Below are 22,523 nucleotides of genomic sequence, written 5' to 3'. Positions count from 1 at the left end.
TGGAAAGATCACCTCATGTCCGACGACCTCAGGGCGCATTTGGACGCGCTCAACGCGCCACGGCCGACGCGCACGTGGCGCCGCCGCACGCTGGAACTCCTGGCCGACCCCGCCGCCCGCGACGAGGTGCTGCGGCGGGTGCGCTGGTACGCGACGAAGGAACCGAGCCTCGTCGGCGACCGCCCGTTCTCCGACCCCTCGCTGCGGAACGAGCAGGGCGCCCGCGGACGGGTGTGGGCCGCCGCGCTGCTCGGCGACCCGGGCGTGATCCCGCTGCTGGACGCCATCGTCCGCCGCGCCGCCGGGGCGACCCGCGAGTTCGAGCCGTCCGTGAAGCTGGCGGGCGGCGCGGTCAACGCGCTGAGCGAGTTCGCCGACCCGCAGGCGCTGGAGGTGCTGCGCGGGCTGCGCCGCGACGTCCGCTACCCGGGCCTCGGCCGGCAGATCGCGGCCGCCATCGAGGCGGCGGCGGCCCGCCGCGGCATCACCCCCGCGCAGCTCGTCGAGCGCGGCGTGCCCGCGCACGGCCTCGGCCGCGACGGCTCGCTCGCCCGCGACATCGGCGCCTACCAGGCGGTGCTCGTCATCGAGGACCCGATGACCGTCCGGCTCACCTTCACCGGCGCGGACGGCCGCCCGCTGCGGACCGTCCCGGGCGCGCTCAAGGTGCCGTTCGCCGCCGAGATCAAGGAGCTGAAGTCGCTGGTGAAGCAGGTCCGGGCCACGCTCGCCGCCGAGCGGACCCGGATCGAGGCGCTGCTGGCGGTCGAGCGGACCTGGCCGTTCGCCGAGTGGTGCCGCCACTACCGAGACCACCCGGTCACGGGCATGGTCGCGCGCGGCCTGATCTGGGAGTTCGAGACGCCGGACGGCCGGTGGCACGCGGCCACCCCCGGCGAGGACGTGCTGGTCACCCTGGACGGCCGGGCGCTGCCCGTCCCGTCCGGCGACGCGCGGGTGCGGCTGTGGCATCCGGCGCGCGCGTTCCCGGGCGCGGTGCGGGCCTGGCGCGGCTTCGTGACCGGCAACCGGATGACGCAGTCGTTCAAGCAGGCGTTCCGCGAGACCTACCGGCCCGCCCCGGCGGGCGCCGGCCCCGCCCCGCCCCGCGGCGGTTTCGACGGCGAACTGCGGCGCGTCTTCGCCGAGGGTGCGTGGCGGGTCTGCCGCCACGACGGCACGCGGTTCGAGCGGCGGGTCTCCGGACGCTGGCGGGAGATCCGCCCGGCGGACGTGCCACCGCTCGTGTTCAGCGAGGGGACACGGGAGGTCGATCTGCTCCTCCGCGTCACCTCGACCACGCGGGAGGAACCGTTCGGCGAGCTGTCCGCCGCCGCCGAGATCCGCGGGGACGCGCTCCGCCGCATCCTGCCCGGCACGAGGATCGCCGACCGCTGCGCGGTCGACGGCCGGTTCCTCGTCGTCCGCGGCGACCTGCGCACCTACAAGATCCACCTGGGGTCGGCGGGCGTGCTGATGGAGCCGGGCAACGTCCGCCTGCGCGTCGAGCCGTCCCGCCGGCCGGGGCAGCGGGGGCTGTTCCTGCCCTTCGAGGACGAGCGGCTCTCGCTGGTCCTCGGCAAGGCGTTCCTGCTCGCCGCCGACCACAGGATCAGCGACGAGACCGTCCTGCGGCAGATCAGGCGAGGTGCCTGATGCCCGCCGTGAGCTTCCGGGACGAGACCGCGGCGGGCACGCCCGGCGCCGCGTTCCGGGTCGAGGGAGTGCCGGAGCGGATGACCCTCCGGGAGCTGATCCGGCTGCGGGTCCGCGAGGAGGTCGCCCGGCACAACGCGCGGCCGTCCGACCGGTTCAACGGCCTGGTCCGCCCGGACGACGCCGAGACCGAACTGAACGGCTACCGGCTCCGCGAGCCGCGCCGCCTCGACTGGGAACGGCAGGCGGACATCGCCGAGCGGGCCTTCCTCGCCAATGGGTTCTTCGTGCTCGCCGGCGACCGCCAGGTGGAGGACCTGGACGAGGAGATCGACCTCACCACCGACCCCGGCCTGGTCTTCATCAAACTGGTCCCCCTCGCCGGAGGCTGAAGCCCCTAGCCGAGCAGGCCGTACTCGTGGGCGCGGAGGCCCGCCTGGAAGCGGGAGTCGGCGTCCAGCAGCGTGAGGATCTCCGCGACGCGGCGGCGGTAGGTGCGCAGCGGCATGCCGAGCCGCCGCGCCGCCGCCTCGTCCTTCAGCCCGCCGCCGAGCAGCCGCAGGATGCGCCGGCTCTCTTCGGACAGCGCGGGCGGCCGGTCGCGGCGGTGGTCGGCCAGCTCGTCCGCCGTCTCCCAGGCCGCCCGGAACAGCGAGACGACGCCCCGCACCACGCCCGGAGACCGGACGACCGTGTACTCGCGGACGCCGCCCCGCGGCGGGCCGGCGAGGATCGCGACCCGCCGGTCCACGATGATCGTCTCGTGCGGGAGCGGGGCCGGGCAGATCCGTACCCGGACCCCGGCCCCGGCGAGTTCCACGAGCCGCCGTTCGGACTCCTCGTCCGCGAGCGCCGCCGGGGTGTACAGCTTGCGGACGGCGGGCCGGGGCCGGACCCGGCGGCTTTCGGCGACGATCCGCTCCCGGAACCCCGGCAGCGCCCACGTGTTCAGATCCGTCGCGGCGCAGGCGAACTCCTCGCGTGCGAAGAACAGCCGCCCGGCGCGCTCGGCCAGCTCCGCCTCACCGCGCAGCACGACATTCCGGTCCGGATCGAGGCTCATCGACGTTCAGTCTGCCACGCGGGCACTGGCAGCAAGCTGCCAGCGGCTCGGCCGGGACGGCGGCACGCGGCACCGTGGGGGCATGACGACACAGAAGACGTTCGACATCGGCGGCGATCTGCGCGTCGCCCGGATGGGCTTCGGCGCGATGCGGCTGCCCGCGAGCCGGCGGGGCGGCCCGCCGAACGACCGCGGCACCGGGCTGAAGATCCTGCGCAGGGCCGTCGACCTGGGCGTGAACCACATCGACACCGCCGCGTTCTACTATCACCCGGACGGGCCGGCGGCGAACGAGATGATCCGCGCGGCGCTGAGCCCCTACCCGCCCGGCCTGGTCATCGCCACGAAGGTCGGGCCGTACCGGGGGCCGGGCGACCCGTTCCCGTCCGGCGCGATTCCCGCGTCCGGCCTGCGGGCCGAGGTCGAACGCAACCTCCGCGAACTGGGCCGCGACCACCTCGATCTCGTCTACCTGCGGCCGGTCGAGGCGGTGGACCGGGCCCCGGTGGCCGAGCCGGTCGGGGAGCGGTTCGCGGTCCTGGCCGGGCTACGCGAGGAGGGCCTCATCCGGCATCTCGGGCTGAGCCACATCAGCGCGGCGCAGCTGGCCGAGGCGCGCGAGATCGCGCCCGTCGCCGCCGTCCAGAACCGCTTCGACATCACCCGGCCCCGCGACACCGAACTCCTGGAGATCTGCGAACGCGACCGCATCGCCTACGTGCCGTACTTCCCGCTCGGCGGCTTCGGCATCCCCGACGACGCCCGCGTCGCCGCGATCGCCGCGCGGCACGGCTCGACCGTCGCGCAGGTGCTCCTCGCGGGCCTGCTCGCCCTGTCGCCGGTGACCCTCGCGATCCCCGGCACCGGCTCCCCGGACCACCTGGAGGAGAACATGGCCGCCGCCGGCCTGGCCCTTCACCCGGAAGATCTCGCCGTGTCGCGGAGCTGACCATCCGCGCCGCCCGCACCGTCTACCCTGGACGGGTTTTGTGATCAGGGGGAGACGATGTCGACGACGCGGCTGCTGGTGCTCGGCGGAGTGCGGCGGTTCGGGCGGGCGCACGGATACGAGGTGCGCCGCGAACTCATGTCGTGGGGTTCGGACGAGTGGGCCCACGTGAACCCGGGCTCGATCTACCACGCGCTGAAGCAGCTCGCCAAGGAGGGCCTGCTGCGCGCCCATGAGGTGGAGGAGAGCGAGGCCGGGCCGCCGCACACCGACTACGAGATCACCGACGCGGGCCGGGCCGAGTTCATGCGGCTGCTGCGCTGCGCGATCGCCACGGTCGACGTCCGCCACCCGGAGATGCTGACGGCCGGGATCGGGTTCCTCACCGAGCTGACCCGCGCCGAGGCGATCGGGCTGCTGCGCGAGCGGCTGGACGGGCTCGCCGGATGGCGCGCGTCCGTCGCCCCGCACCTGGCCGAGCGGGACCCGTCCGACCATCTGCGCGAGCTGCTCGGCTGGTGGGTGCACTCCGCCGAGTCCGCCACGGCGTGGACGCGCGGGCTGATCGACCGGCTGGAGGCGGGCGCCTACGTCATGGCGGGCGAGGCCGCGAAGTAGCCGGTCACCTGTCGCTGAACGACCGCGGGACGATCACCCGCAGCGCGTTGCCGCGCAGCTTGATCGACACCGGGGTGCGGCCCCGGATCTCGCCGTCCACGTCCACCCGCATCGGCGGATCGGTCTCGATCTCGACCTGCGCGGTGGTGAGGAACGCGTCCTCGGCGAGGGACCGCCACTGCCCGGTGAGGACGTGCCGGGCCGTCGCCGACGCCAGCCGCAGCCGCCGCTCGTCGCCCAGCCGGTAGACGGCCAGCAGCCGGTCGTCGGGGCTGGCGTCGCGGGCGATCCGCTGCCCGCTGTGGTGCGCGCCGTTGGCGATGTTCAGCTGGTGCGTCACCAGCTCGTGCGTCTCGCCGTCGATCGTGATGCGCGCGGTGAACGCCTCGTGCCGGGGCAGCAGCCGCGCCGCCGTCAGCGCGTACGCGGGACGTCCCACGAACCGCTTGAGCGTGTGCGGGACGTGCTCGGCGACATCGACCGACAGCCCGAGGCTCACCATGTTGGCGAAGATGTGCTCGCGGTCGGCGCCCGGCCCCGCGCCCTGCGGGTCGCCGGTCGACTCGAACCAGCCGACGTCCACGTCCGCGACCTTCCCGCCGTCGGGCCCGCCGAGGGCGAGGGTCTGGACCGCGCCGGGCAGGTCGAGCGGCAGCTCCAGGCTGCGGGCGAAGTTGTTGGTGGTGCCGAGCGGCAGCACGCCGAGCGCGATGTCGCGGTGCGCCAGATGCCCGACCGCCTCGGCGACCGTGCCGTCCCCGCCGCCGACGACCACGAGGTCGGGCTCCAGGGCGAGGACGTCGGTGAACAGCTCCCGCAGCCGGGTCGGGTCGGTGACCGGGAACACGTGCAGGAACTCCAGCCCGGACTCGCGCAGCAGCCGGCGGGCGGTGCCGTAGAGCCGGCGGCCCCGCCGCGAGCGGGAGTTGATCACCAGCACCGCGCGTCCGCCGCCCGCGATGACCGATTCCAGTTCCGCCTTGCTCCGCATCTCGACGCTCCGCATCTCGACCGGTCGCCCCCCTCGTCCGCGTCACCCTACAAGGAACGTGGACCGGAACAACCGGCCCGACTTTTTATAAACCGATTACGGAGCGTTGAAACATGGTGCCGGGTGGGAACCTTACAAGTGACGCACTTCTGATTGACCCGGGGCGAAAATCATGTGGCTGCGCGGTGTGGCGGGAGCGGGATTCATCGCGATGGTCGCCGGGCTCGCGGCGTCCGTCGCGGCGGGCGGCGCGGCCCCCTCGGCGGCACCCGCCGACGACGGCGCCGTGGTGGTCGGCGAGCGCCGGATCCGCCGCCGCGTCCTCGACCTCACCGTCCGTTCACCCGCCCTGGAAAGCGTCGCCCATGCCCGCCTCCTGCTGCCCCGCGGCTGGTCACGGGCCGCCTCCCGCACCTGGCCGGTGCTCTGGCTCCTGCACGGGGCGCGCGCCGGCCGGGACGGCCACACCGCCTGGAGCGACCACTCCGACATCGAGGAGCTGACCGAGGACGCCGGCGTGCTCGTCGTCATGCCGGACGGCGGCCCGTGCGCCCATTACACCGACTGGTGGAATCGCGGGGGCGGCGGTGCGCCGAAGTGGGAGACGTTCCATCTCGCCGAGCTCCGGCAGATCCTGGAACGCGGATACCGCGCCGGACCCGGCCGCGCCATCGCCGGAAACGCGACGGGCGGTCTCGGCGCCCTGGCGTATGCGGCCAGGCATCGCGGCCTGTTCCGGGCCGCGGCCTCGTTCAGCGGGCCCGTGCACACGCTGTACCGCGACCCGTCCGGGCTCGATGTCGCCGACCTCGTCGAGCTGGGCGTCGCGATCGGCGCGCCGGCCCTGGACTGGACGAACGTGTGGGGCGACCCCGACGAGCAGCGCGTCGTGTGGCGGCAGCACAACCCGTACGACCTGGCCGGACGGCTCGCCGGGGTGCGCCTGCACGTCAGCGCCGGCGACGGCGCCCCCGGTCCGTGCGACCCGGCCCGGGGAGCGGAGCGCCGGCGGAGTGAAGGGAGCCGGGACGTGCTGGAGGTCCTCGCCCGCACTGTCAACCGGGAGTTCGCCGGCAAGCTCGGCAAACTGGGCATCCCCGTCACGACGCACTTCTACCGGGGCACCCACACCTGGCCCTACTGGCGCCGGGAGCTTCGTGCGACGCTGCCCGCCCTGCTGGCCGAGATCACCTGAGCTCCGGCTAGGGTCGGGGGGTGGCCGAACCTCATTCTGATTCAGCTGTCCCCTCGTTCTGGCAGGCGCTCGGGCTGCCCGGCATCATCGACGTCCACGTTCATTTCATGCCGCCCCGGCTGATGAGCGCGGTCTGGGGGTACTTCGACGAGGCCGGTCCGCTGATCGGCACCGAATGGCCCATCCGGTACCGGGATTCGGAGGAGGAGCGGCTGGCGTTCCTGCGCGGTCTCGGCGTCCGCGCGTTCACGTCGCTGGCCTACCCGCACCGGCCCGGCATGGCCGAGTCGCTGAACGAGTGGACCGCCCAGTTCGCCGCCCGCGTCCCCGAATGCCTCCAGACCGCGACGCTCTTCCCCGAACCCGGCGTCGAGGACTACGTCGGCCGGGCCCTGGACGCCGGTGCCCGCGTGTTCAAGGTCCACCTCCAGGTCGGCGGGTACGATCCGCGCGCCGGGGAACTCGACGCCGTGTGGGGGATGCTCGCCGACGCCGGTGTGCCCGCCCTCGTCCACGCCGGCTCGGGCCCGGTCGCCAACGGCTACACCGGTCCCGGCCCGTTCGGTGAGGTCCTCGCCCGCCATCCGCGCCTCACCACGATCGTCGCGCACCTCGGCGCCCCGGAGTTCGAGGGCTTCTTCGCGCTCGCGGACGCCTACGAGGGCGTCCATCTGGACACGACGATGGTCTTCACCCGCTTCGCCCGGCTGGCCGGGTTCCCGGACGCGCTGCTGCCCCGCCTCCGCGAGCTGGGCCTGGAGGGACGCATCCTGCTCGGCACCGACTTCCCCAACATCCCCTACGAGTACGCGCACCAGTTGGAGTCGCTCGCCGCGCTCGACCTGGGCGACGACTGGCTCCGCGCCGTCTGCTGGAACGGCCCCGCCAAGCTCTTCGGGCTGCCGTAGCGGGCTGCCGTAGCGGGCGGACCCGGGGGCGTGTCAGTGCTCGCAGGGTGTGCTTCCGGCGTGCTCGTGAGGTTCGCCGGTGTCCGACACGTGGCGGGGGCCGTGCGCGTCCTCGCAGTGGACGTGCGCGCCGCCGGAGGGCCCGTCCACGTGGTCGACCTCCAGCGTCGTGTGGGTGATCCCGTAGGCGTCGCGGAGCAGTTCCTGGAGATCGCGGCGGACGGCGTGGCAGTCGCCCTGCGCGTCCACGAGCACGTGCGCGGACAGCGCCGGGTAGCCGGAGCCGAGCTCCCACACGTGCAGGTCGTGGACCTCCTCCACGCAGGGGCGCCCGGCGAGCCGGGTCCCGAGCTCGGACGGGTCGAGACCCGCCGGGGCGGCCTCCATGAGCACCCGCCCCGCGGCCCGCAGCAGCCCGTACCCGGCCTTGAGCATCAGCGCCGCCACCACCAGCGAGGCGACGGCGTCGGCGCGGGTCAGGCCCGTCGTCCACACCACGAGGCCCGCGATCGCGGTGGAGACGAACGCGAACAGGTCGTTGAGGATGTGCTGGAACGCGCCCTCGACGTTCAGGCTGCGCCGGTTGGCCCGGCTGAGCAGGACGGTCGCCACGATGTTGACGGCGATGCCGGCCAGGGCCGTCCAGAACACGAACTGGCCCTCGACATGCGGGGGTTCGATCAGCCGCCGGACGCCCTCGTAGACGAAGTACGCCGCGAGCAGGATCAGCGTCAGCCCGTTCAGCTGCGCCGACAGGATCTCCGCGCGGCGCAGGCCGAAGGTGTAGCCGCCCTTCGGGGGGCGTGCGGCGATGCGCATCGCGACCAGCGCCAGCGCGATCGCGAACGCGTCGGTCATCATGTGCGCCGCGTCGGAGATCAGCGCCAGCGAGCCGGAGACCAGGCCGATGACCACCTCGCCGGCCATGAAGACGAGGATCAGCGCGAGCGCGGCGGCGAGCAGCCTCCGGTCGGTGCCCGCGGAGACGGCGTGACCGTGGCCGTGACCGTGGTCTTTTGCTCCGTGTCCGCGGCCGCCGCCGATCATGAGCCCTCCTCTCCATGGCCGATGTGGGTGAGGGCGAGATCGAGCAGCATCCGGACGTGCGAGTCGGCGAGCCGGTAGTAGGCCATCCGGCCGGCGCGGCGGACCCGCACGACCCGGTTGGCGCGCAGCAGCCGCAGCGCGTGCGAGACCGCCGACTCCGAGTGCCCGCAGGACGCCGCGATGTCGCACACGCACATCTCTCCCCCTTCCAGCAGTGCGATGATCACCCGCAGCCGCCCGGGGTCGGCCAGCAGCCCGAACACCTGCGCCAGCTCGGCGATCGTCTCCGCGCCCGGCAGCGCGGCGGAGACGATCGCGACCTTCTCGGGGTCGACCACCCGGACGGCGCACGCGTCGGCGGGGACCCCGGCGGGCGCCACATCTGAAGTACTGCTCATATGTGCAAATGTATCGCACGGACGATCAGGAGATCTCCGGGGCCGGCTCCTGCGACGGCGGCAGCGAGATCGGGCTCTGCGGGTCGTCCCCCGGCGAATCCATCCCACCGGTGCCCGTACCCGGGTCGTCCGGCGTCACGCCCGGTGATTCAGGGCCGAGGCCGGGCGGCTGCGTGCCGGGGGATTCGAGGCCGGGCGTGCCCGGCGACTCCAGGCCGGGCGACTCCGGCCCCGGCGATTCCGGGCCCGGCGACTCCAGACCGGAGTCGGACGGCGCCGGCGAGTCGCTCGCGGGGACCTCGGTCTCGGTGGGCGGCAGCTCGGCCGGCGGCCCGTCCTGCGCCCCCTCGGTCGCGCGGGGCCGCTCGAACCCCATCGTCGCCCCCGGGTCGACGAGCACGAAGGTGGTGATCGGTCCCTTCCCGGCATCCCGCGGCCGGATCCGGGTCACATTCCGCTTCTCGAATCCCGGCCAGGACCGGCCGGTGTAGGACGCGTTCCCGGCGGCGATCTTTTTCGCCGGCTGGGTCAGCGGATTGCCGCAATTGCACTTCACCGTGGGCACCCCGTAGCCATTGACGAGAACGCCCATTCCGGCCTGGAGGACGGCGGGCGCGCTCGTCGCCTCACCGTCGTGATAGCCGTGGTTGGTCACCAGCGTGTCGGTGCGGAGCAGCACCGGCGTCAGCCGCGACACATAGCGCGGGATGTCGCTCACCGGGATGCCCTGGACGCCCGCCCACGCCCGCGCCTTGGCCGGGTTGGCCTGCAGGAAGGCGATGAGCTTCTGCTGGTCGCAGGTGGACGCCTGCCGCGTCCCGCCGTACAGCCCGGGGGAGTCGCCCTCCTTCGTCCCGCCCGCCCGCGGCCGCTGCTTGACGTCGATCTTGTCGGTGTTGGACATCAGCGCGTACGGGTCGGGCCCCGGGGACCCCACGGTCAGCCGGGTGATGGTCGCGCCCGCGTCCCCGCAGCCGGCCAGCGCGCCGGCCGCCAGCACCAGGGCCAGGGCCGCCCCCGCGACGGCCCGTGGCCGGGCAATTGCAGAATGGATCTCAAGCATGCGTCGTCTCTCCCGCTCCGGGCTCGCCGAACCTATACTCTTCGATGCCGGGCGAAGCGGATTTGTGCGCGGCGGAATGCTCGATTTTCTGCGGGGGTGCGAAATGGCGGGCCCGGTTCCGCTCGGCGCAGCCGATCCGACCCGGCTCGGCGGCTGGGAGCTGCTCGGCCGGATCGGCACCGGCGGGCAGGGCGCGGTGTATCTCGGCCGCCCCGCCGAACCGGGGCCCGGGCCGTCCCGCGTCGCGGTCAAGCTGCTGCACGCCCAGCTGCTCGGCGACGCGAACGCGCGGGAGCGGTTCGTCCGCGAGCTGTCCCTGCTGCAGCGCGTCGCCGGGTTCTGCACCGCGCAGATGCTCGCCGCCGACATGGCGGGCGACCGCCCCTACATCGTCAGCGAGTACGTGCCGGGGCCGTCGCTGCGCACCCTCGTCCTGGAGGAGGGGCCGCGCACCGGCGCCGACCTCGACCGGCTCGCGATCAGCTCGGTCACGGCGCTGTCGGCGATCCACCGCGCGAACGTCGTGCACCGCGACTTCAAGCCGCAGAACGTCCTGATGGGCCCGGACGGCCCGCGCGTGATCGACTTCGGCATCGCCCGCGCGTTCGACGCCGGTTCCACGCTGACCAGCCAGGTCGTCGGCACCCCCGCCTACATGGCGCCCGAGCAGTTCTCCGGCCGGGTCGGCCCCGCCACCGACCTGTTCGCCTGGGCGGGCACCCTGCTGTTCGCCGCCACCGGCCGCGATCCGTTCGCCGGCGGCCCGCTGCCCGCCGTCATGTACCGGATCATGCACGAGACGCCCGACCTGAGCGTCCTGCCGGGCCCGCTCGCCGAGGTCGCCGCCGCCTGCCTCGCCAAGGACCCGAAGGCCCGGCCCACCTCCGAGGACGTCCTCCTCTGGCTCCTCGGCGAACGCTCCCCGGAGGCCCCGACCGACCGCCTTCCCGCGCCCACCCTTCCCGCCCCCGGCACGGGCATGGGGGCGTCCACCGGCCAGGGGCCCGCCCTCACCCCGGGCCCGGGCACGGCGGTCGGCCCGGTTCCCGCCGGCGGGGAGCCCGCGCCGGGGCCGGCCATCGGGACGACGCGGAACGCCGGCCCGCCCCCCGAACCGGCCGGGCCGGCCGTCCCGTCCCCGGGAACGACCCCGGCGGCGCCATGGACCCCGGTGGCCGCGGCGCCCCGGGCGCCGCGCCGCGGACCGGCCCTGCTGACGGCGCTCGTCCTCGCCGGGCTGCTGGCGGCCCTGGACGTCGCCGCCCTCGCCATCCTGATCGCGCGGCCCTCCCTGTCGGCGGGGCACCGCGGCGGCCTGCTGCCCGTGGTGGCGTCCTCGTTCGCCGTCGTCGCCGTGGTCACGCTGGTGGCGGTGATCCTCGCGTGGCGCGGCAGCCGTCCCGCCGCGTGGACGGTGATGGCCGCGCGCGTCGCCCGCGTGGCGATGTGGGCGGCGTGGGGCGCGCTCGTGCAGATCCAGGTGTCCGCGCTCGCCGGCCACGCCGCGCTCACCGCCGTCGTCGTGATCCTCCTCGCCCGGGGACTGTCCCGGTCACCCCGCTGAGGCGTGCCGCTCGGACCACTCCTTGAGGTCGCGGCGCTCGATCGCGGCGGCCATCAGGCCGGGGAACGCGTCCGGGGTGCAGGCGAACGCGGGCACGCCCATCGCGGCCAGCGCCGCCGCGTTGTCGTGGTCGTAGCCGGGGACGCCCTCGTCCGACAGGGCGAGCAGCACCACCACCTGCACGCCCGCGGCCGTCAGCGTCCCGACCCGGCGCAGCAGCTCCGCCCTGGCGCCGCCCTCGTACAGGTCGCTGACCAGCACCATGATCGTGTCTTCCGGCCGCGTGACGAGCCCCTGGCAGTACCCGACGGCCCGGTTGATGTCGGTGCCGCCGCCGAGCTGCGTCCCGAACAGCACCTCCACCGGATCGTGCAACCGGTCCGTCAGGTCGGCGACGCCGGTGTCGAACACGACCAGCGACGTCCGCAGCGACCGCAGCGACGCCAGCACCGCCCCGAACACGCTCGCGTACACCACGGACGCCGCCATCGACCCGCTCTGGTCGATCGCGAGGACCACGTCCCGCTCGACGGCCCGCCGCCGGCGCCCGTACCCGATCATCCGCTCGGGGACGAGCGTTCCGTGCTCGGGCAGGTAGTGCCGCAGGTTCGCGCGGATCGTCCGCTCCCAGTCCACGTCGGCGAGCCGCCGCGGCCGCGCTACCCGCGCGGACCGGTCGAGCGCCCCGCCGACCGCCGACCGCGTCCGCTGCGCGAGCCGCCGCTCCAGATCCCGGGTGACCTTCCGCACCACCGCCCGCGCCGACTCCCGCGCCCGGTCCGGCAGCACCCGGTTCAGCGACAGCAGCGTCCCCACGAGATGCACGTCCGGTTCGACGGCGTCCAGCATTTCCGGCTCCAGCAGCAGCCGCGTGAGGTCGAGCCGTTCGATCGCGTCCTTCTGCATCACCTGCACGACGCTCGACGGGAAGTACTCGCGGATGTCCCCGAGCCACCGCGCCACCGACGGCGCGGAGTCGCCGAGCCCGGCACTCCGGCGCCCCGGCCGCGGCCGCCCCTCCCGGCCGCCCCCGTAGAGCTTCTCCAGCGCCCCGTCCATCCGGGCGTCGTCCCCGGCGGGCGTCACCCCGGTCCCGTCGGCCCCCTCGCCCCCGAGCACCAGCCGCCACCGCCGCAGCCGCTCGCCGCTCTCCGTCCCACCTTCGGCCATGCCCTCCCCCATCAGTTCGCCCAGCCGAGGATTCGCAGGGTCGTGGCGGCGGCCGGGGCCGCGCGGGTCTCGTCCACGGGATCCTCGGGATGGCCGGGGGTGCCCGGGCGGGGCCCGGCCCGGTGGCGGAGCCGCTCGCCGATGGCGCGGCGCTCGGCGGCGGAGTAGGCGCCGAAGGTGCGGCGGAGCAGGGGCAGGACGTCGGTGAACGAGCCGGCGGGCAGGCCCGCGATCCAGCCGTCGACCAGGCGGAGCAGGGCCTCGTCGTGCAGGAGCAGGAGGGCGCCGCCGGACAGGAAGCCCTCGATCCAGGCGGCGGCGCGGGCGGGGGCGGCGCCGGCGGACACGGCGCGCGCCATCCGGTCGGGGACGTCGTCGAGCCGGCCCGCGTCGAGGAGGAGGCGGGTGAGGCGGCCCTCGATGCGGCCGTGCAGGGCGTCCGGGCGGGTGAGCAGGCCCTCCAGGGCGGTCCGCCAGCGTTCGAGGTGGGCCTCGTCGGCCAGGAGGGACAGGGCACCGTGGACGGCGTCGGCGTGGGCGAGGAACTCGCGGGCGGCGTCGTCGTCCAGGCCGGTGATCGCGGGTGCGAGGCCCACGCACACGCGGACGATGAGGCCGTCGACGACCGTGCGGAGCGGGCCCGTGGACGTGCCGCGGACGTCGCCGTAGCGCAGCGCGCGGACGAGGGCGGGCAGCGCGGACATCAGGTGCGCCACGTCGGTGTCCACGGCGGCGCGGTCGGCGAGGGCGCCCATGACGCTCGGGAGCGCGTCACCGAGGTCGGAGAGGAGGCAGCGTTCGGCCACCGACGTCAGGTCGGCGAGCGCGGCGGCCTGGTCGGCGAGCGCCTCGGCACGGGCCGTGGCCGCGCCGCGCACGGTCGTGCCCCACGCGCTCGCCTCGATCAGCTCCACATCGAACTCGGGCCGCCACGTGAGCGTCCACGTCTCGCGGAACGTGCCCTTGGAGCGGCCCGTGCCGGCGGGGACGCCCCAGTCGACGTCCAGGAGGCGGAGCCGATGCAGCAGGCGGCTTCGTTCGAGGTCGGTGGGCTTGCGCAGGTCGAGATCGTGCTCCCTGCCGAGCGCGGACGGCTTGAGCCGCAGCCGCCGCTGCTCGGCCTGCAGGTCGCGTTGGAGCGGGACCATCGGGGCCCGTTCCGGGACGGCGCCGAGCCGTTCGCCGACCACCATGCGCCGCTGGATCAGCTCGACGGGCAGGTCCGCGCCCTCGCACAGCACGGCCCTGGCCGCCTCGGTCACCTCGTCCAGCCCGGCGAGCGGGCGCCCGCGCAGTGCGGCCAGGGCCTCGGCGAGCCGGACGGCCTCGATCACGTGCGCGGACGAGACGTGCAGGTCCTCCTCGCGCAGGACGCGGGCGGCGGCGGTGAGCCACCGTTCGATCGGGCGGTCGCGGGCCGTGAACAGGTGGTGGTACCAGCCGGGGGAGCGGACGCCGGCGCCGTAGCCGGAGCGGCCGGCGAGGCGCCCATGCGTCCACGGGACCCAGGTCATGGCGACCTTGGTCTTCGGCAGCCCGCGCAGCGTCCGGTCGTCGCGGGCCGCCGGGATCCTCGCCCGCAGAGCGGGCACGTGCCAGGCGCCGCAGACGACCGCGACCCGCTCATGCCCCTCCTTGAGGGTGCGGCGCAGCGTCCGCCGCATGTGGGCCTCGCGCTGTTCCTCGCGCCGTTCTTCGCGCGGGGACCGGCCGGGCGGCGGCCCGGCGGGCGCGGTCCCCTCCGGCTGCTCGGCGAGCCGGGCGCGCAGTTCCGTCATCGCCTCGGCGATCGCGGGGAACGGGGACGGCCCGGCGCCGCGGTGCTCGACCGCGTCGTCCCACCACCGTTCGGCGTCGTCGTACCCCGCGGCCTCCGCCAGCCGGCCCAGCGGGTCGAGCCGGATCCCCTCGGCCGCGTGGCCGGACATGTCCCGCTCCCGTCCGGACGGGACGAGCTGGTTCGCGGCCGGCAGGTCGCAGAACCGGACGGGAACGCCCGCCCCCAGCGCGTACCGGATCGCCTGCCACTCGGGACTGAACTCGGCGAACGGCCAGAACGCGGCCTTGTGGCCGCCGCCGTCCGGGGCGGGGGAGTAGGCGAGCAGCGCGACCGGCGGCACCATGCCCGGGTCGCCGGCGAGCTCCACGATCGGGTCGGCCTCCGGCGGGCCCTCGACCAGCACCGCGTCCGGCTTGAACTCCTCCAGGGCGCCGCGCAGCGCCCGCGCCGAGCCCGGCCCGTGGTGGCGGACGCCGAAGACCTCGACGTGGCTCAAGAGACCTCCCGGCAGGCCCGGTAGAAGTCACGCCACTCCGGGCGGTCGCGGACGACGGCCTCCAGGTACTCCTGCCACACGACGCGGTCGGACACCGGGTCCTGGACGACGGCGCCGACGAGCCCGCCCGCGACGTCGGCGGCGCGCAGCACCCCGTCGCCGAAGTGCGCGGCGAGCGCCAGCCCGCTGGTGATCACCGAGATGGCCTCGGCGGTGCCGAGCGTCCCGCCGGGCGACTTGATCTTCGTCCGCCCGTCGGCGGTGACCCCGGAGCGCAGCTCGCGGAACACGGTGACGACGCGGCGGATCTCCGCCAGGCCCGCCGGAGACTCGGGCAGCTCCAGCCCGGCGCCGATCTGGCCGACGCGGCGGGCCACGATGTCGACCTCGTCCTCGACGGTCTCCGGCAGCGGCAGCACGACCGTGTTGAACCGGCGGCGCAGCGCGCTGGACAGCTCGTTCACGCCCCGGTCGCGGTCGTTGGCGGTCGCGATGACCGTGAACCCCCTGCGCGCCTGCACCTCGGTGTTCAGTTCGGGGACGGGCAGCGTCTTCTCCGACAGGACGGTGATCAGCGTGTCCTGGACGTCGGACGGCATCCGGGTCAGCTCCTCGATGCGGGCGACGGCGCCGCGCCGCATGGCCCGCATCAGCGGGCTCTCCACCAGCGCCCGCTCGGACGGCCCCTCGGCGAGCAGCCGCGCGTAGTTCCACCCGTAGCGGACGGCCTCCTCCGCCGTGCCCGCGGTCCCCTGCACGAGCAGCGTGGAGTCGCCGCTGACGGCGGCGGCGAGATGCTCCGACACCCACGTCTTCGCCGTGCCGGGGACGCCGAGGAGCAGCAGCGCCCGGTCGGTCGCCAGGGTCGCGACCGCGACCTCCATCAGCCGGCGCGGCCCCACGTACTTCGGGCTGATCACCGTGCCGTCGGGCAGGCCGCCGCCGAGCAGGTACGTGGTCACCGCCCACGGTGACAGCCGCCAGCCGGGCGGGCGGGGCCGGTCGTCGTGCTCGGCCAGCCGCGCCAGCTCGCCGGCGTACTCCTGCTCGGCGTGCGGACGCAGAACCGCGTCCCTGCCCTCTCTGGAGGGGCGACCCTCCAGACCACCCGGCACCTGGTCGTCGGTCAAGGCGTGAGCTCCTTCAGCATCTCGTCGCGGAAACGCAGGGTGGCGATCAGTTCGGTGAGGGCGTGCGGGACGGTGCCGACGAGCGCGATGCGGGACACGGCGGACGGATCGAGCCGCTGGTCGGCGAGCCGGCACAGCTGGATGATCAGGTGCTCGGCGGGCCGCGAGGGACGCCCGGCGGACGCGTTCAGCGTGGCGGCCACCGCCGCCGCGAGCGCGCCCGTCCACGGCCCCGGCACCCGCTCCAGCACCCGAAGCAGATCGGGCCGCCCCTCCACCCAGCGGATCAGGTCGGCCGCCGCCGCGTCGCGTTCGCCTTCCGGCAGGACGGACAGCAGGTCGGCGAGCGCCTCCGGCTCGTCCACCATGACGCCGCCCTTGAGCAGCGCCCGCGCCCAGGCGCCGTCGCGCCGGCCGAGCGCCGCCTTGGCCCAGCCGATGTGGACGTCGCGCCCGCCCGGATCGGAGACCGGCAGGCACACGACCTCCATCGGCGGCAGCCCGAACAGGTCCGTCCAGGTGGACAGGGGGGTGCGGGCGAGGATCTCGCGCAGCCACGCCGCCCGCGTACCGACCGGTTCGCCCCCGCTTCGCGGCGCGAACGACCCGCTGGGATGGAAGGGGATGCCGTCGCGGGCCATGTCCTCGTCATGGGCCTGCGGCGGGCTCACCCGGATCCAGGTCTGCTCGCGCCCCCGCACGGTGCGGACCTCCGGCGTCAGGCAGGCGCGGGCGCGCGCCGCCATCCGCTCCCCGTAGGCGGACCCGGGCACGCGGGCCAGCAGGTCGGACGCGCGCTGCCGGACGTCCTTCCCCCGATCCTCCAGGGCCGCCTCCAGGAACTCCTCGTCGTCCGGCGACAGCCCGTGCTCGAACGTGGCGATGAAGGCGGCGCGATCAGGTGCGGGCTCCTTGCCCCACGTCTGCCGCAGCAACTCCCTTGCGCGGCCCGGCTCGGTCTTGCGGAGCCTGGTCAGGTACGCGACCCGGCGGTTGCGCGTCCCGGTCTCCCACACCTCGTGACCGCCGCCCGGATCGTCCCCGGAACCGACAAGGTAGGCCCAGTCGGTGTTCTGCAGGGCCAGCCACACTCCGCGCCGCCCGGCCGCCCGCGCGATCGACGGCCGCAGCACCCGGTCACTGCGGCCGCGGTCCAGCAGGTCGGGAAGCGCCTGCGGGGGGACGCGCCAGCCGTGCGCCGCCGCGGCGTCCAGCCATTCGGGCAGCACCCGGATCTGCTCCCCGCCGAGGATCCGCCGCAGCCGGGCCGCCGCCGCCCGCGGCACGACCGGCGCGTCCTCCACCGGGGCCGGCGCCACCGGCTCGGGCGCCGCGCCCGCCGGCATCCGCCCCGCCCGCCGCCGGACGGCCAGCAGCGCCGCCTGGTCGAGCAGCCGGCCGGCCCTGTCGTCCGGCGCGCCGGGAGCCTCCGGCAGGACGGGCGGCTCACGGCGCTCGGTGCCGAGAAGCGCCGCCGTGACGTGCTCGTTCCACACGCTCACAGGACCGCCGCCCCCTCGTCCCGGTGCCATGCCGCCAGCGGGCGCAGGCCGCGCGGGCTCCACTCCCCGGCCAGGGTGACGGGCCCGCCGCCCGACAGCGCGAGCAGCCGCCACGGATCGCCCGTCCGGAGCGGCAGCGCGTCCCCGGCCTCGTCGGCCGCGTACAGCCCGCCCCCTTCCGCGCGGGCCGGCCGGACGTTGCGCAGCGTCGCGGGCCAGCGGTCCAGCCAGGGATCGTTCGCGAGCGCCGCCGCGTGCTCGTCCAGGAACCCCTGCACGGACGTCCCGTCCGGCGTGCCCGGCTCGGCCGGCCCGTACCGCTCGGCGACCAGCGCCCGCAGCGGCTGTGACCCCGGATAGAACGCCAGCTCGGCATCGACCCGCGTACCCGCCACGAGTGACGCGTCCAAGGACGTGCCCGGCGCGGCGAACGACAGCACCAGCCCCGGCCGCCCCGTGCGCCGTCCGCGCAGCCACACCCGCCGCGTGGTCAGCAGATCCTGCGCGGTGTCACGCGAGCCGATCACCCACCACAGATCCCGGACGCGCTCCCCGCCGGCCAGGACCTCCTCCTGCGGCACCGTGAAGCCGATCCGCGCGCGAACGGTGTCGCGCAGCCCCTCCGGCAGTTCGTCCCGCCGCCGGTGGGCCCGGACGAGCAGCCGCAGCAGCGCGTACTCCTCCAGCAGCCGATCGGGCCACCCCGGCCGGCGCGGGAGCGCGGCGAGCCCCCTGACCTGCCCGGCGAGCGCCCCGGCCTGCGCATCGACGAGCCGCCGTGCCGCGTCGTCCCACACCCGGTAGGGCGCCTTGTCGGCCTGGGCGAGCCCGTGCGCGACCTGGTCGCGCAGCCACTGGTCAAGCTCGGTGAGCCCGTCCTCGACGCGCCTGGCCCGCCGCTCCTCGGTTCGCTTGCTCACATCGCCGAAACTATCGGCGACCTCGGACATTCCACGCGAGCACGGCGGCCGCGACGGCGAACGCCGCCACCGTGCCGTCGGAGACCCGGCCGGAGATCCGGCTCACCCACTGCTGGGCCCGGAACTCGGTGTCCACGTCGATCAGCGCGGGGAGCGCCGAGGTTCCGTCGAACATGAGGAACATCGCCCCCAGCACGATGAAGAACACCCCGGACACCAGCGAGTTGGTGTGCAGGCGAAGACGTCCCACACCGAACGCCCGGCCGCGCAGCCAGCGCCGCTCACCCAGCCGGAACCGGTCCCAGAGCAGGGCGAGCACGACCATGGGGAACGCCATGCCGAGCGCGTAGACGGCCAGCAGCGCGCCCCCGTACCAGGGATCGCCGCCCATGGCGGACACTGTCAGCACGCTGCCCAGCACCGGCCCCGCGCAGAACCCCGCCAGGCCGTAGACCGTGCCGAGAAGGTAGACGCTGCCCGCCGAGCCTGGCCTGATCCGTCCCGCCGCGTCCTGGACGCGGCGGAACGCGAACCCGAGTCCGGCGATCTGCGCGACGCCCAGGGCGATGACCGTCCAGCCGCCGGCGGCCACCAGCAGGTCACGATGCCCGTAGAACAGCCGGCCGGCGAACGAGCCGGCCGCACCGAGCGGCACGAGCGTCGTGCACAGCCCCGCGTAGAACACGAGCGTGCGCCCTATGAGCCGGGCCTTGTCGCTGAACGCGTAGGCGAAGAACGCGGGCAGCAGGAGCGCGCTGCACGGGCTGAGCAGCGCGAGCAGCCCGCCGAGGAACGCGGCGAGCAGGCCGATGTCGCTCACCTGGCCTTCTCGATCGCGGCCTTGAACGTGCCGAGCGGCTGCGCGCCCAGGAAGGGACGCTTGTTGATGATGAACGCGGGCGTGCTCGGAACGCCCAGGTCGTAGCCCTCGTCGGTGTCGCGCTGGACGGCCTTCGCCGCCTCCCTGCCGTTCATGTCGGCGCGGAACCGGGCCAGATCGGGCACCCCGGCCCGGCGCGCCATCTCGACCAGCTTCGGCTCGGTGAACGCGCCGCTGTTGCGCTTGCGGTCCTTGGCGAAGGCCGCGTCGTGGAACTCCCAGAACCGGCCCTGCCGCCCGGCGGCGTACCCGGCCCGCGCGGCGGCCTCGGACTCCTTGCCGAAGATCGGGAAGTCCCGCCATTCGATGCGCAGGGTGCCGTCCTGGATGTATCCGGCCAGTTCCGGCTCGGTGTCGCGGGCGAACTTCCCGCAGAACGGGCACTGGAAGTCGGCGTACTCGATCATGACGACCGGGGCGTCCGGGCGTCCCTTGGCGCGCGGGTCGGCGGCCTCCCGCCGCGCCATGTCCGGCAGTTGCGCCGTCTCGTCGGACCGGCTCGCCGACGGGCTGGCGGACGGGCTGGTGGGCGGCTTCGTGGACGGGCCGGCGGACGCGCCGGCCGGGCGGGCGGTGTCGCGGTCGCCGCGGTCGCCGGTCATGGACACGACGCCGAAGGTCAGCGCCCCGACGAGCACGACGGCCGCTCCCGCGGCGACGCTCCGGTTCTGGCGGGGCGAGGTGTTGCCGGGCATGATGAGGCTCCCTTGAGTGAAGGACGAGATGCCGGGCCGACGCCATGGCCGGACCCGGAGAAGGACTCGGGGAGCGCTCTAAATCCGCAGGACGGACAGGAGGATGTGTCTGGACGCGGGCGGCGCGGGCCCCGCCCGCGCGTCCGCCGCCCGCGGGAGGTGTACCCGGTGCGGAGCGTCCGGTGCGCGGGCCGCGGACGGGACGACGGGGTCGGCGGCGGGCCGCGGAGCGGGATGCGCACCGGTGGACGGCGGCTTCTTCGCGCACCGCGACCCGTCACCGGAATCGGCGGCGGCCGTGTCCGGAGCCGAGGCGGCCCAGGCCTGGCCGGCCACGGCGGCGTCCGCCACGGCGGCATTCCCCACCACGGCGTCCCCCACCACGGTGCCCCGCACGGAGGTGTCCTGCGCGGGGGCCGCGCCGAGCGCCTTCGTGCACAGCGCCGCCGCGAGGACGAGCAGCGCCAGCGCGATGACGCCGGGCCGCACACCACCGCGGACCATCGTCACCGCCTTTCCCGCTGCCGGCCGGGTTCGCAGATCACCCTACGAACCGCAGGTGGCGGTGGCAAAACGCTAGGGGACGAGCGGTACGGGCAGGTCCGGGAGGGAGATGTCGGGGACGAGGAGCGCGCCGCCGGCGAGGAGGGCGAGCAGGGCGGTGGCGCCGAAGAGACCCACCCAGGCGAGGCCGGGGACGCCGGTGAGGTGGGCGAGCTGGTCGGCGTCCGAACTCGGCGCCATCTGCCGGGCGCGCATCCGCTGCAGCTCGATCACCGGGCGGGTGGCGGCGAGGAGCAGGAACCAGGCGGCCAGGTAGGCGAACCCGGCCTGGACGGCGGTGCTGCCGAACCACGACACCCCGAAGACGATCGTGCCGGTCGCGATCACCGACAGCGCGCCGTAGGCGTTGCGGATCATCACGAGCATCGCCGCGAGCAGCGCGAGGGAGAACCACAGCATCAGCGTGATACGGCCCCCCGCGAGGAGCAGCGCGAAGAACAGGCCGAGCAGCGGCGGGGTGACGTACCCGGCCAGCGCCGTGAAGATCATGCCGGGGCCGTGCGGTTTGCCGCGCGACACGGTGACGCCCGAGGTGTCGGAGTGCAGCTTGATGCCGTCCAGCTTGCGGCCGGTGAGCAGCGCGATCAGCGCGTGCCCGCCCTCGTGCGCGATCGTGACGGTGTTGCGCGCGACCCGCCAGGTGGGGCCGTGGAGCACCGAGGCGAGCGCGACGAGGCCGACGAGGGCGACCAGCCACCAGGGCGGGTCCGGCTGCGTTCCCGTCACCCGGTCCCACAGGTCGGCGATGCTTGCGTTGTCCACGTCCACCTCGGAAGTCGTCGTCGCGATGCCCAACATTAGGACGCCGGAGATGACATCCGCGTTCGGTTCGTCGTGGATCGCGGTGATGTTCGGGGATCTTTCGGCCTCCGGTCCGTATTGACGTTAAGGTGCCCTTCGCGTCGATGGGTGCGGTGGGGGCGCGGTGGGGGGCCTGACGGATGACCGAGAACACGGGGACGGACGCGGACGCGCTGGCCGGGCGGTTCGCGCGGATGTTCGCGGCCCTGGCGGGCGGCGTCGAGCGCGTCGTGCGCGGCAAGCGGGAGAAGGTCGAGCTCGCGCTGACCTGCCTGCTCGCCGAGGGGCATCTGCTCGTCGAGGACGTCCCGGGGGTGGGCAAGACCACGCTCGCGCGGGCGCTGGCGGCCTCGGTGGAGGCGCAGTGGACGCGCATCCAGTTCACCCCTGACCTGCTGCCCAGCGACATCACCGGCGTCTCGATCTTCAACCAGGGGGCGAACACGTTCGAGTTCCACCCCGGCCCGATCTTCGCGAACCTCGCGGTCGCCGACGAGATCAACCGCGGTTCGCCGAAGACGCAGTCGGCGCTGCTGGAGGTCATGGAGGAGCGCCGGGTGACCGTGGAGGGCGTCCCGCATCCGGTGCCGCGCCCGTTCATGGTGATCGCCACGCAGAACCCGGTGGACATGGACGGCACGTATCCGCTGCCGGAGGCGCAGCTCGACCGGTTCCTGATGCGGATCTCCATGGGCTACCCCGACCACCGGGCCGAGGTCGAGCTGCTCGCGGGCGCGCCGACCGGTGCGACGCTCGACCGGATGCCGCCGGTGCTGGGCCGCGACGACCTCGCCCGCATGATCGACTTCGCCGGGCGGCTGCATGTCGCGCCGCCGCTGCACGACTACCTGGTGCGGGTCGTCGCCGCCACCCGCGAGCATCCCGACCTGCGGCTCGGCGCGAGCCCGCGGGCCGGCATCGCGCTGCTGCGCGCGGCGCGGGTGCGGGCGGCGGCGGCCGGGCGGTCCTACCTCGTCCCCGAGGACGTCAAGGCGCTCGCCGTCCCGGTCATCGCGCACCGGCTGATCGTGACGCCGGAGGCCGAGCTGCGCGGACGCTCCGGCGCCGACGTCGTCGGGGAGGCGCTGGGGAACGTACCGACCCCGCAGGCCGCCGGTGTCTGAGGAGCGGGT

Annotated in this window: 22 protein-coding genes; 8 read left to right on the top strand and 14 right to left on the bottom strand. The window is 74.7% G+C overall.

Translation table 11 applies throughout. The features are described 5' to 3' along the window. Positions 1-15 precede the first annotated feature (15 nt). On the top strand, positions 16-1,656 hold the full coding sequence (locus tag ACQP1N_RS22080; protein ID WP_067807028.1) for a DUF4132 domain-containing protein: 1,641 nt from the start codon (positions 16-18) through the stop codon (positions 1,654-1,656). Then, the gene (locus tag ACQP1N_RS22075) at positions 1,656-2,048 is read left to right on the top strand and encodes a hypothetical protein (RefSeq protein WP_131732975.1); all 393 of its coding nucleotides are present in this window, start codon (positions 1,656-1,658) and stop codon (positions 2,046-2,048) included. The genes ACQP1N_RS22080 and ACQP1N_RS22075 overlap by 1 nt, the downstream gene beginning before the upstream one ends. Positions 2,049-2,053: 5 nt before the next feature. Here ACQP1N_RS22075 and ACQP1N_RS22070 read toward each other — a convergent pair whose 3' ends face one another. Then, positions 2,054-2,719, bottom strand: coding sequence for a response regulator transcription factor (locus tag ACQP1N_RS22070; RefSeq protein ID WP_067805951.1), 666 nt, complete (start codon positions 2,717-2,719; stop codon positions 2,054-2,056). An 82-nt stretch (positions 2,720-2,801) separates the two neighbouring features. Between ACQP1N_RS22070 and ACQP1N_RS22065 the strand changes: the two genes are divergently transcribed. Together ACQP1N_RS22065 and ACQP1N_RS22060 are read left to right on the top strand one after the other, a co-directional pair. After that, entirely contained in the window at positions 2,802-3,668 is an 867-nt protein-coding gene (locus ACQP1N_RS22065) for an aldo/keto reductase (protein WP_067805948.1), read from the top strand. A 57-nt stretch (positions 3,669-3,725) separates the two neighbouring features. Beyond that, complete coding sequence (locus tag ACQP1N_RS22060; protein WP_067805945.1) at positions 3,726-4,286, top strand: PadR family transcriptional regulator; 561 nt, start codon at positions 3,726-3,728, stop codon at positions 4,284-4,286. 4 nt (positions 4,287-4,290) lie between these two features. On the opposite strand, the gene ACQP1N_RS22055 is transcribed toward ACQP1N_RS22060, so the two are convergent. Then, positions 4,291-5,277 (bottom strand): diacylglycerol/lipid kinase family protein, encoded by a 987-nt coding sequence (locus ACQP1N_RS22055; protein WP_067805961.1) that lies wholly within the window; start codon positions 5,275-5,277, stop codon positions 4,291-4,293. A gap of 172 nt (positions 5,278-5,449) precedes the next feature. Between ACQP1N_RS22055 and ACQP1N_RS22050 the strand changes: the two genes are divergently transcribed. Continuing rightward, positions 5,450-6,472: an alpha/beta hydrolase gene (locus ACQP1N_RS22050; RefSeq protein ID WP_433226357.1), complete on the top strand. Its 1,023-nt coding sequence runs from the start codon at positions 5,450-5,452 to the stop codon at positions 6,470-6,472. A 20-nt stretch (positions 6,473-6,492) separates the two neighbouring features. Next, positions 6,493-7,380 (top strand): amidohydrolase family protein, encoded by an 888-nt coding sequence (locus ACQP1N_RS22045; RefSeq protein ID WP_067805936.1) that lies wholly within the window; start codon positions 6,493-6,495, stop codon positions 7,378-7,380. 33 nt (positions 7,381-7,413) lie between these two features. On the opposite strand, the gene ACQP1N_RS22040 is transcribed toward ACQP1N_RS22045, so the two are convergent. The 3 genes from ACQP1N_RS22040 to ACQP1N_RS22030 are packed head-to-tail and all read right to left on the bottom strand — an operon-like array spanning position 7,414 to position 9,888. Further along, entirely contained in the window at positions 7,414-8,427 is a 1,014-nt protein-coding gene (locus ACQP1N_RS22040) for a cation diffusion facilitator family transporter (protein ID WP_067805933.1), read from the bottom strand. After that, complete coding sequence (locus ACQP1N_RS22035) at positions 8,424-8,825, bottom strand: ArsR/SmtB family transcription factor (RefSeq protein WP_067805930.1); 402 nt, start codon at positions 8,823-8,825, stop codon at positions 8,424-8,426. The genes ACQP1N_RS22040 and ACQP1N_RS22035 overlap by 4 nt, the downstream gene beginning before the upstream one ends. Before the next feature lie 25 nt (positions 8,826-8,850). Further along, a complete protein-coding gene (locus tag ACQP1N_RS22030) occupies positions 8,851-9,888 on the bottom strand; it encodes a DUF6777 domain-containing protein (RefSeq protein WP_433226354.1) in 1,038 nt (345 codons plus the stop codon). Positions 9,889-9,991: 103 nt separating this feature from the next. Between ACQP1N_RS22030 and ACQP1N_RS22025 the strand changes: the two genes are divergently transcribed. Beyond that, complete coding sequence (locus ACQP1N_RS22025) at positions 9,992-11,452, top strand: serine/threonine-protein kinase (protein WP_067805923.1); 1,461 nt, start codon at positions 9,992-9,994, stop codon at positions 11,450-11,452. On the opposite strand, the gene ACQP1N_RS22020 is transcribed toward ACQP1N_RS22025, so the two are convergent. The 9 genes from ACQP1N_RS22020 to ACQP1N_RS21980 all read right to left on the bottom strand — a co-directional run bounded on the left by ACQP1N_RS22020 (position 11,441) and on the right by ACQP1N_RS21980 (position 21,387). Beyond that, complete coding sequence (locus ACQP1N_RS22020) at positions 11,441-12,622, bottom strand: VWA domain-containing protein (RefSeq protein WP_067805957.1); 1,182 nt, start codon at positions 12,620-12,622, stop codon at positions 11,441-11,443. The genes ACQP1N_RS22025 and ACQP1N_RS22020 overlap by 12 nt on opposite strands. Positions 12,623-12,633: 11 nt before the next feature. After that, on the bottom strand, positions 12,634-14,898 hold the full coding sequence (locus ACQP1N_RS22015; protein ID WP_433226352.1) for a DUF5682 family protein: 2,265 nt from the start codon (positions 14,896-14,898) through the stop codon (positions 12,634-12,636). Continuing rightward, positions 14,895-16,001 carry an ATP-binding protein gene (locus tag ACQP1N_RS22010; protein ID WP_433232785.1) on the bottom strand — a complete coding sequence of 369 codons (1,107 nt, stop codon included), beginning with the start codon at positions 15,999-16,001 and terminating at the stop codon, positions 14,895-14,897. Before ACQP1N_RS22010 ends, ACQP1N_RS22015 begins: the two co-directional genes overlap by 4 nt. A gap of 23 nt (positions 16,002-16,024) precedes the next feature. After that, entirely contained in the window at positions 16,025-17,530 is a 1,506-nt protein-coding gene (locus ACQP1N_RS22005) for a DUF5691 domain-containing protein (RefSeq protein WP_433226350.1), read from the bottom strand. Further along, a complete protein-coding gene (locus tag ACQP1N_RS22000; protein ID WP_433226348.1) occupies positions 17,527-18,450 on the bottom strand; it encodes an SWIM zinc finger family protein in 924 nt (307 codons plus the stop codon). Before ACQP1N_RS22000 ends, ACQP1N_RS22005 begins: the two co-directional genes overlap by 4 nt. Positions 18,451-18,460: 10 nt before the next feature. After that, the gene (locus ACQP1N_RS21995) at positions 18,461-19,270 is read right to left on the bottom strand and encodes a cytochrome c biogenesis CcdA family protein (protein ID WP_433226346.1); all 810 of its coding nucleotides are present in this window, start codon (positions 19,268-19,270) and stop codon (positions 18,461-18,463) included. Then, entirely contained in the window at positions 19,267-20,025 is a 759-nt protein-coding gene (locus ACQP1N_RS21990) for a DsbA family protein (protein WP_433226344.1), read from the bottom strand. Before ACQP1N_RS21990 ends, ACQP1N_RS21995 begins: the two co-directional genes overlap by 4 nt. Positions 20,026-20,103: 78 nt before the next feature. Then, complete coding sequence (locus ACQP1N_RS21985; RefSeq protein ID WP_433226342.1) at positions 20,104-20,529, bottom strand: hypothetical protein; 426 nt, start codon at positions 20,527-20,529, stop codon at positions 20,104-20,106. 72 nt (positions 20,530-20,601) lie between these two features. Then, complete coding sequence (locus ACQP1N_RS21980) at positions 20,602-21,387, bottom strand: M50 family metallopeptidase (RefSeq protein ID WP_067806720.1); 786 nt, start codon at positions 21,385-21,387, stop codon at positions 20,602-20,604. A 143-nt stretch (positions 21,388-21,530) separates the two neighbouring features. Here ACQP1N_RS21980 and ACQP1N_RS21975 point away from each other — a divergent pair, with 143 nt between their 5' ends. Next, the gene (locus tag ACQP1N_RS21975; protein WP_067806718.1) at positions 21,531-22,514 is read left to right on the top strand and encodes an AAA family ATPase; all 984 of its coding nucleotides are present in this window, start codon (positions 21,531-21,533) and stop codon (positions 22,512-22,514) included. The last annotated feature ends 9 nt before the right edge of the window (positions 22,515-22,523 follow it).

It is taken from the genome of Actinomadura formosensis, from assembly GCF_050948385.1.
GTDB classification, from domain to species: domain Bacteria; phylum Actinomycetota; class Actinomycetes; order Streptosporangiales; family Streptosporangiaceae; genus Spirillospora; species Spirillospora formosensis.
The sequence above is the reverse complement of the archived record's forward strand: the minus strand, read 5'-3'. Positions and strand labels throughout refer to the sequence as shown.

Bases quoted from the DNA above. Each gene is read 5' to 3' on its own strand.
- ACQP1N_RS22080 (WP_067807028.1), top strand. From the start codon at position 16: ATGTCCGACGACCTCAGGGCGCATTTGGACGCGCTCAACGCGCCACGG.
- ACQP1N_RS22075 (WP_131732975.1), top strand. From the start codon at position 1,656: ATGCCCGCCGTGAGCTTCCGGGACGAGACCGCGGCGGGCACGCCCGGC.
- ACQP1N_RS22070 (WP_067805951.1), bottom strand. From the start codon at position 2,719: ATGAGCCTCGATCCGGACCGGAATGTCGTGCTGCGCGGTGAGGCGGAG.
- ACQP1N_RS22065 (WP_067805948.1), top strand. From the start codon at position 2,802: ATGACGACACAGAAGACGTTCGACATCGGCGGCGATCTGCGCGTCGCC.
- ACQP1N_RS22060 (WP_067805945.1), top strand. From the start codon at position 3,726: ATGTCGACGACGCGGCTGCTGGTGCTCGGCGGAGTGCGGCGGTTCGGG.
- ACQP1N_RS22055 (WP_067805961.1), bottom strand. From the start codon at position 5,277: ATGCGGAGCAAGGCGGAACTGGAATCGGTCATCGCGGGCGGCGGACGC.
- ACQP1N_RS22050 (WP_433226357.1), top strand. From the start codon at position 5,450: ATGTGGCTGCGCGGTGTGGCGGGAGCGGGATTCATCGCGATGGTCGCC.
- ACQP1N_RS22040 (WP_067805933.1), bottom strand. From the start codon at position 8,427: ATGATCGGCGGCGGCCGCGGACACGGAGCAAAAGACCACGGTCACGGC.
- ACQP1N_RS22035 (WP_067805930.1), bottom strand. From the start codon at position 8,825: ATGAGCAGTACTTCAGATGTGGCGCCCGCCGGGGTCCCCGCCGACGCG.
- ACQP1N_RS22030 (WP_433226354.1), bottom strand. From the start codon at position 9,888: ATGCTTGAGATCCATTCTGCAATTGCCCGGCCACGGGCCGTCGCGGGG.
- ACQP1N_RS22025 (WP_067805923.1), top strand. From the start codon at position 9,992: ATGGCGGGCCCGGTTCCGCTCGGCGCAGCCGATCCGACCCGGCTCGGC.
- ACQP1N_RS22020 (WP_067805957.1), bottom strand. From the start codon at position 12,622: ATGGCCGAAGGTGGGACGGAGAGCGGCGAGCGGCTGCGGCGGTGGCGG.
- ACQP1N_RS21990 (WP_433226344.1), bottom strand. From the start codon at position 20,025: ATGCCCGGCAACACCTCGCCCCGCCAGAACCGGAGCGTCGCCGCGGGA.
- ACQP1N_RS21985 (WP_433226342.1), bottom strand. From the start codon at position 20,529: ATGGTCCGCGGTGGTGTGCGGCCCGGCGTCATCGCGCTGGCGCTGCTC.
- ACQP1N_RS21980 (WP_067806720.1), bottom strand. From the start codon at position 21,387: ATGTTGGGCATCGCGACGACGACTTCCGAGGTGGACGTGGACAACGCA.
- ACQP1N_RS21975 (WP_067806718.1), top strand. From the start codon at position 21,531: ATGACCGAGAACACGGGGACGGACGCGGACGCGCTGGCCGGGCGGTTC.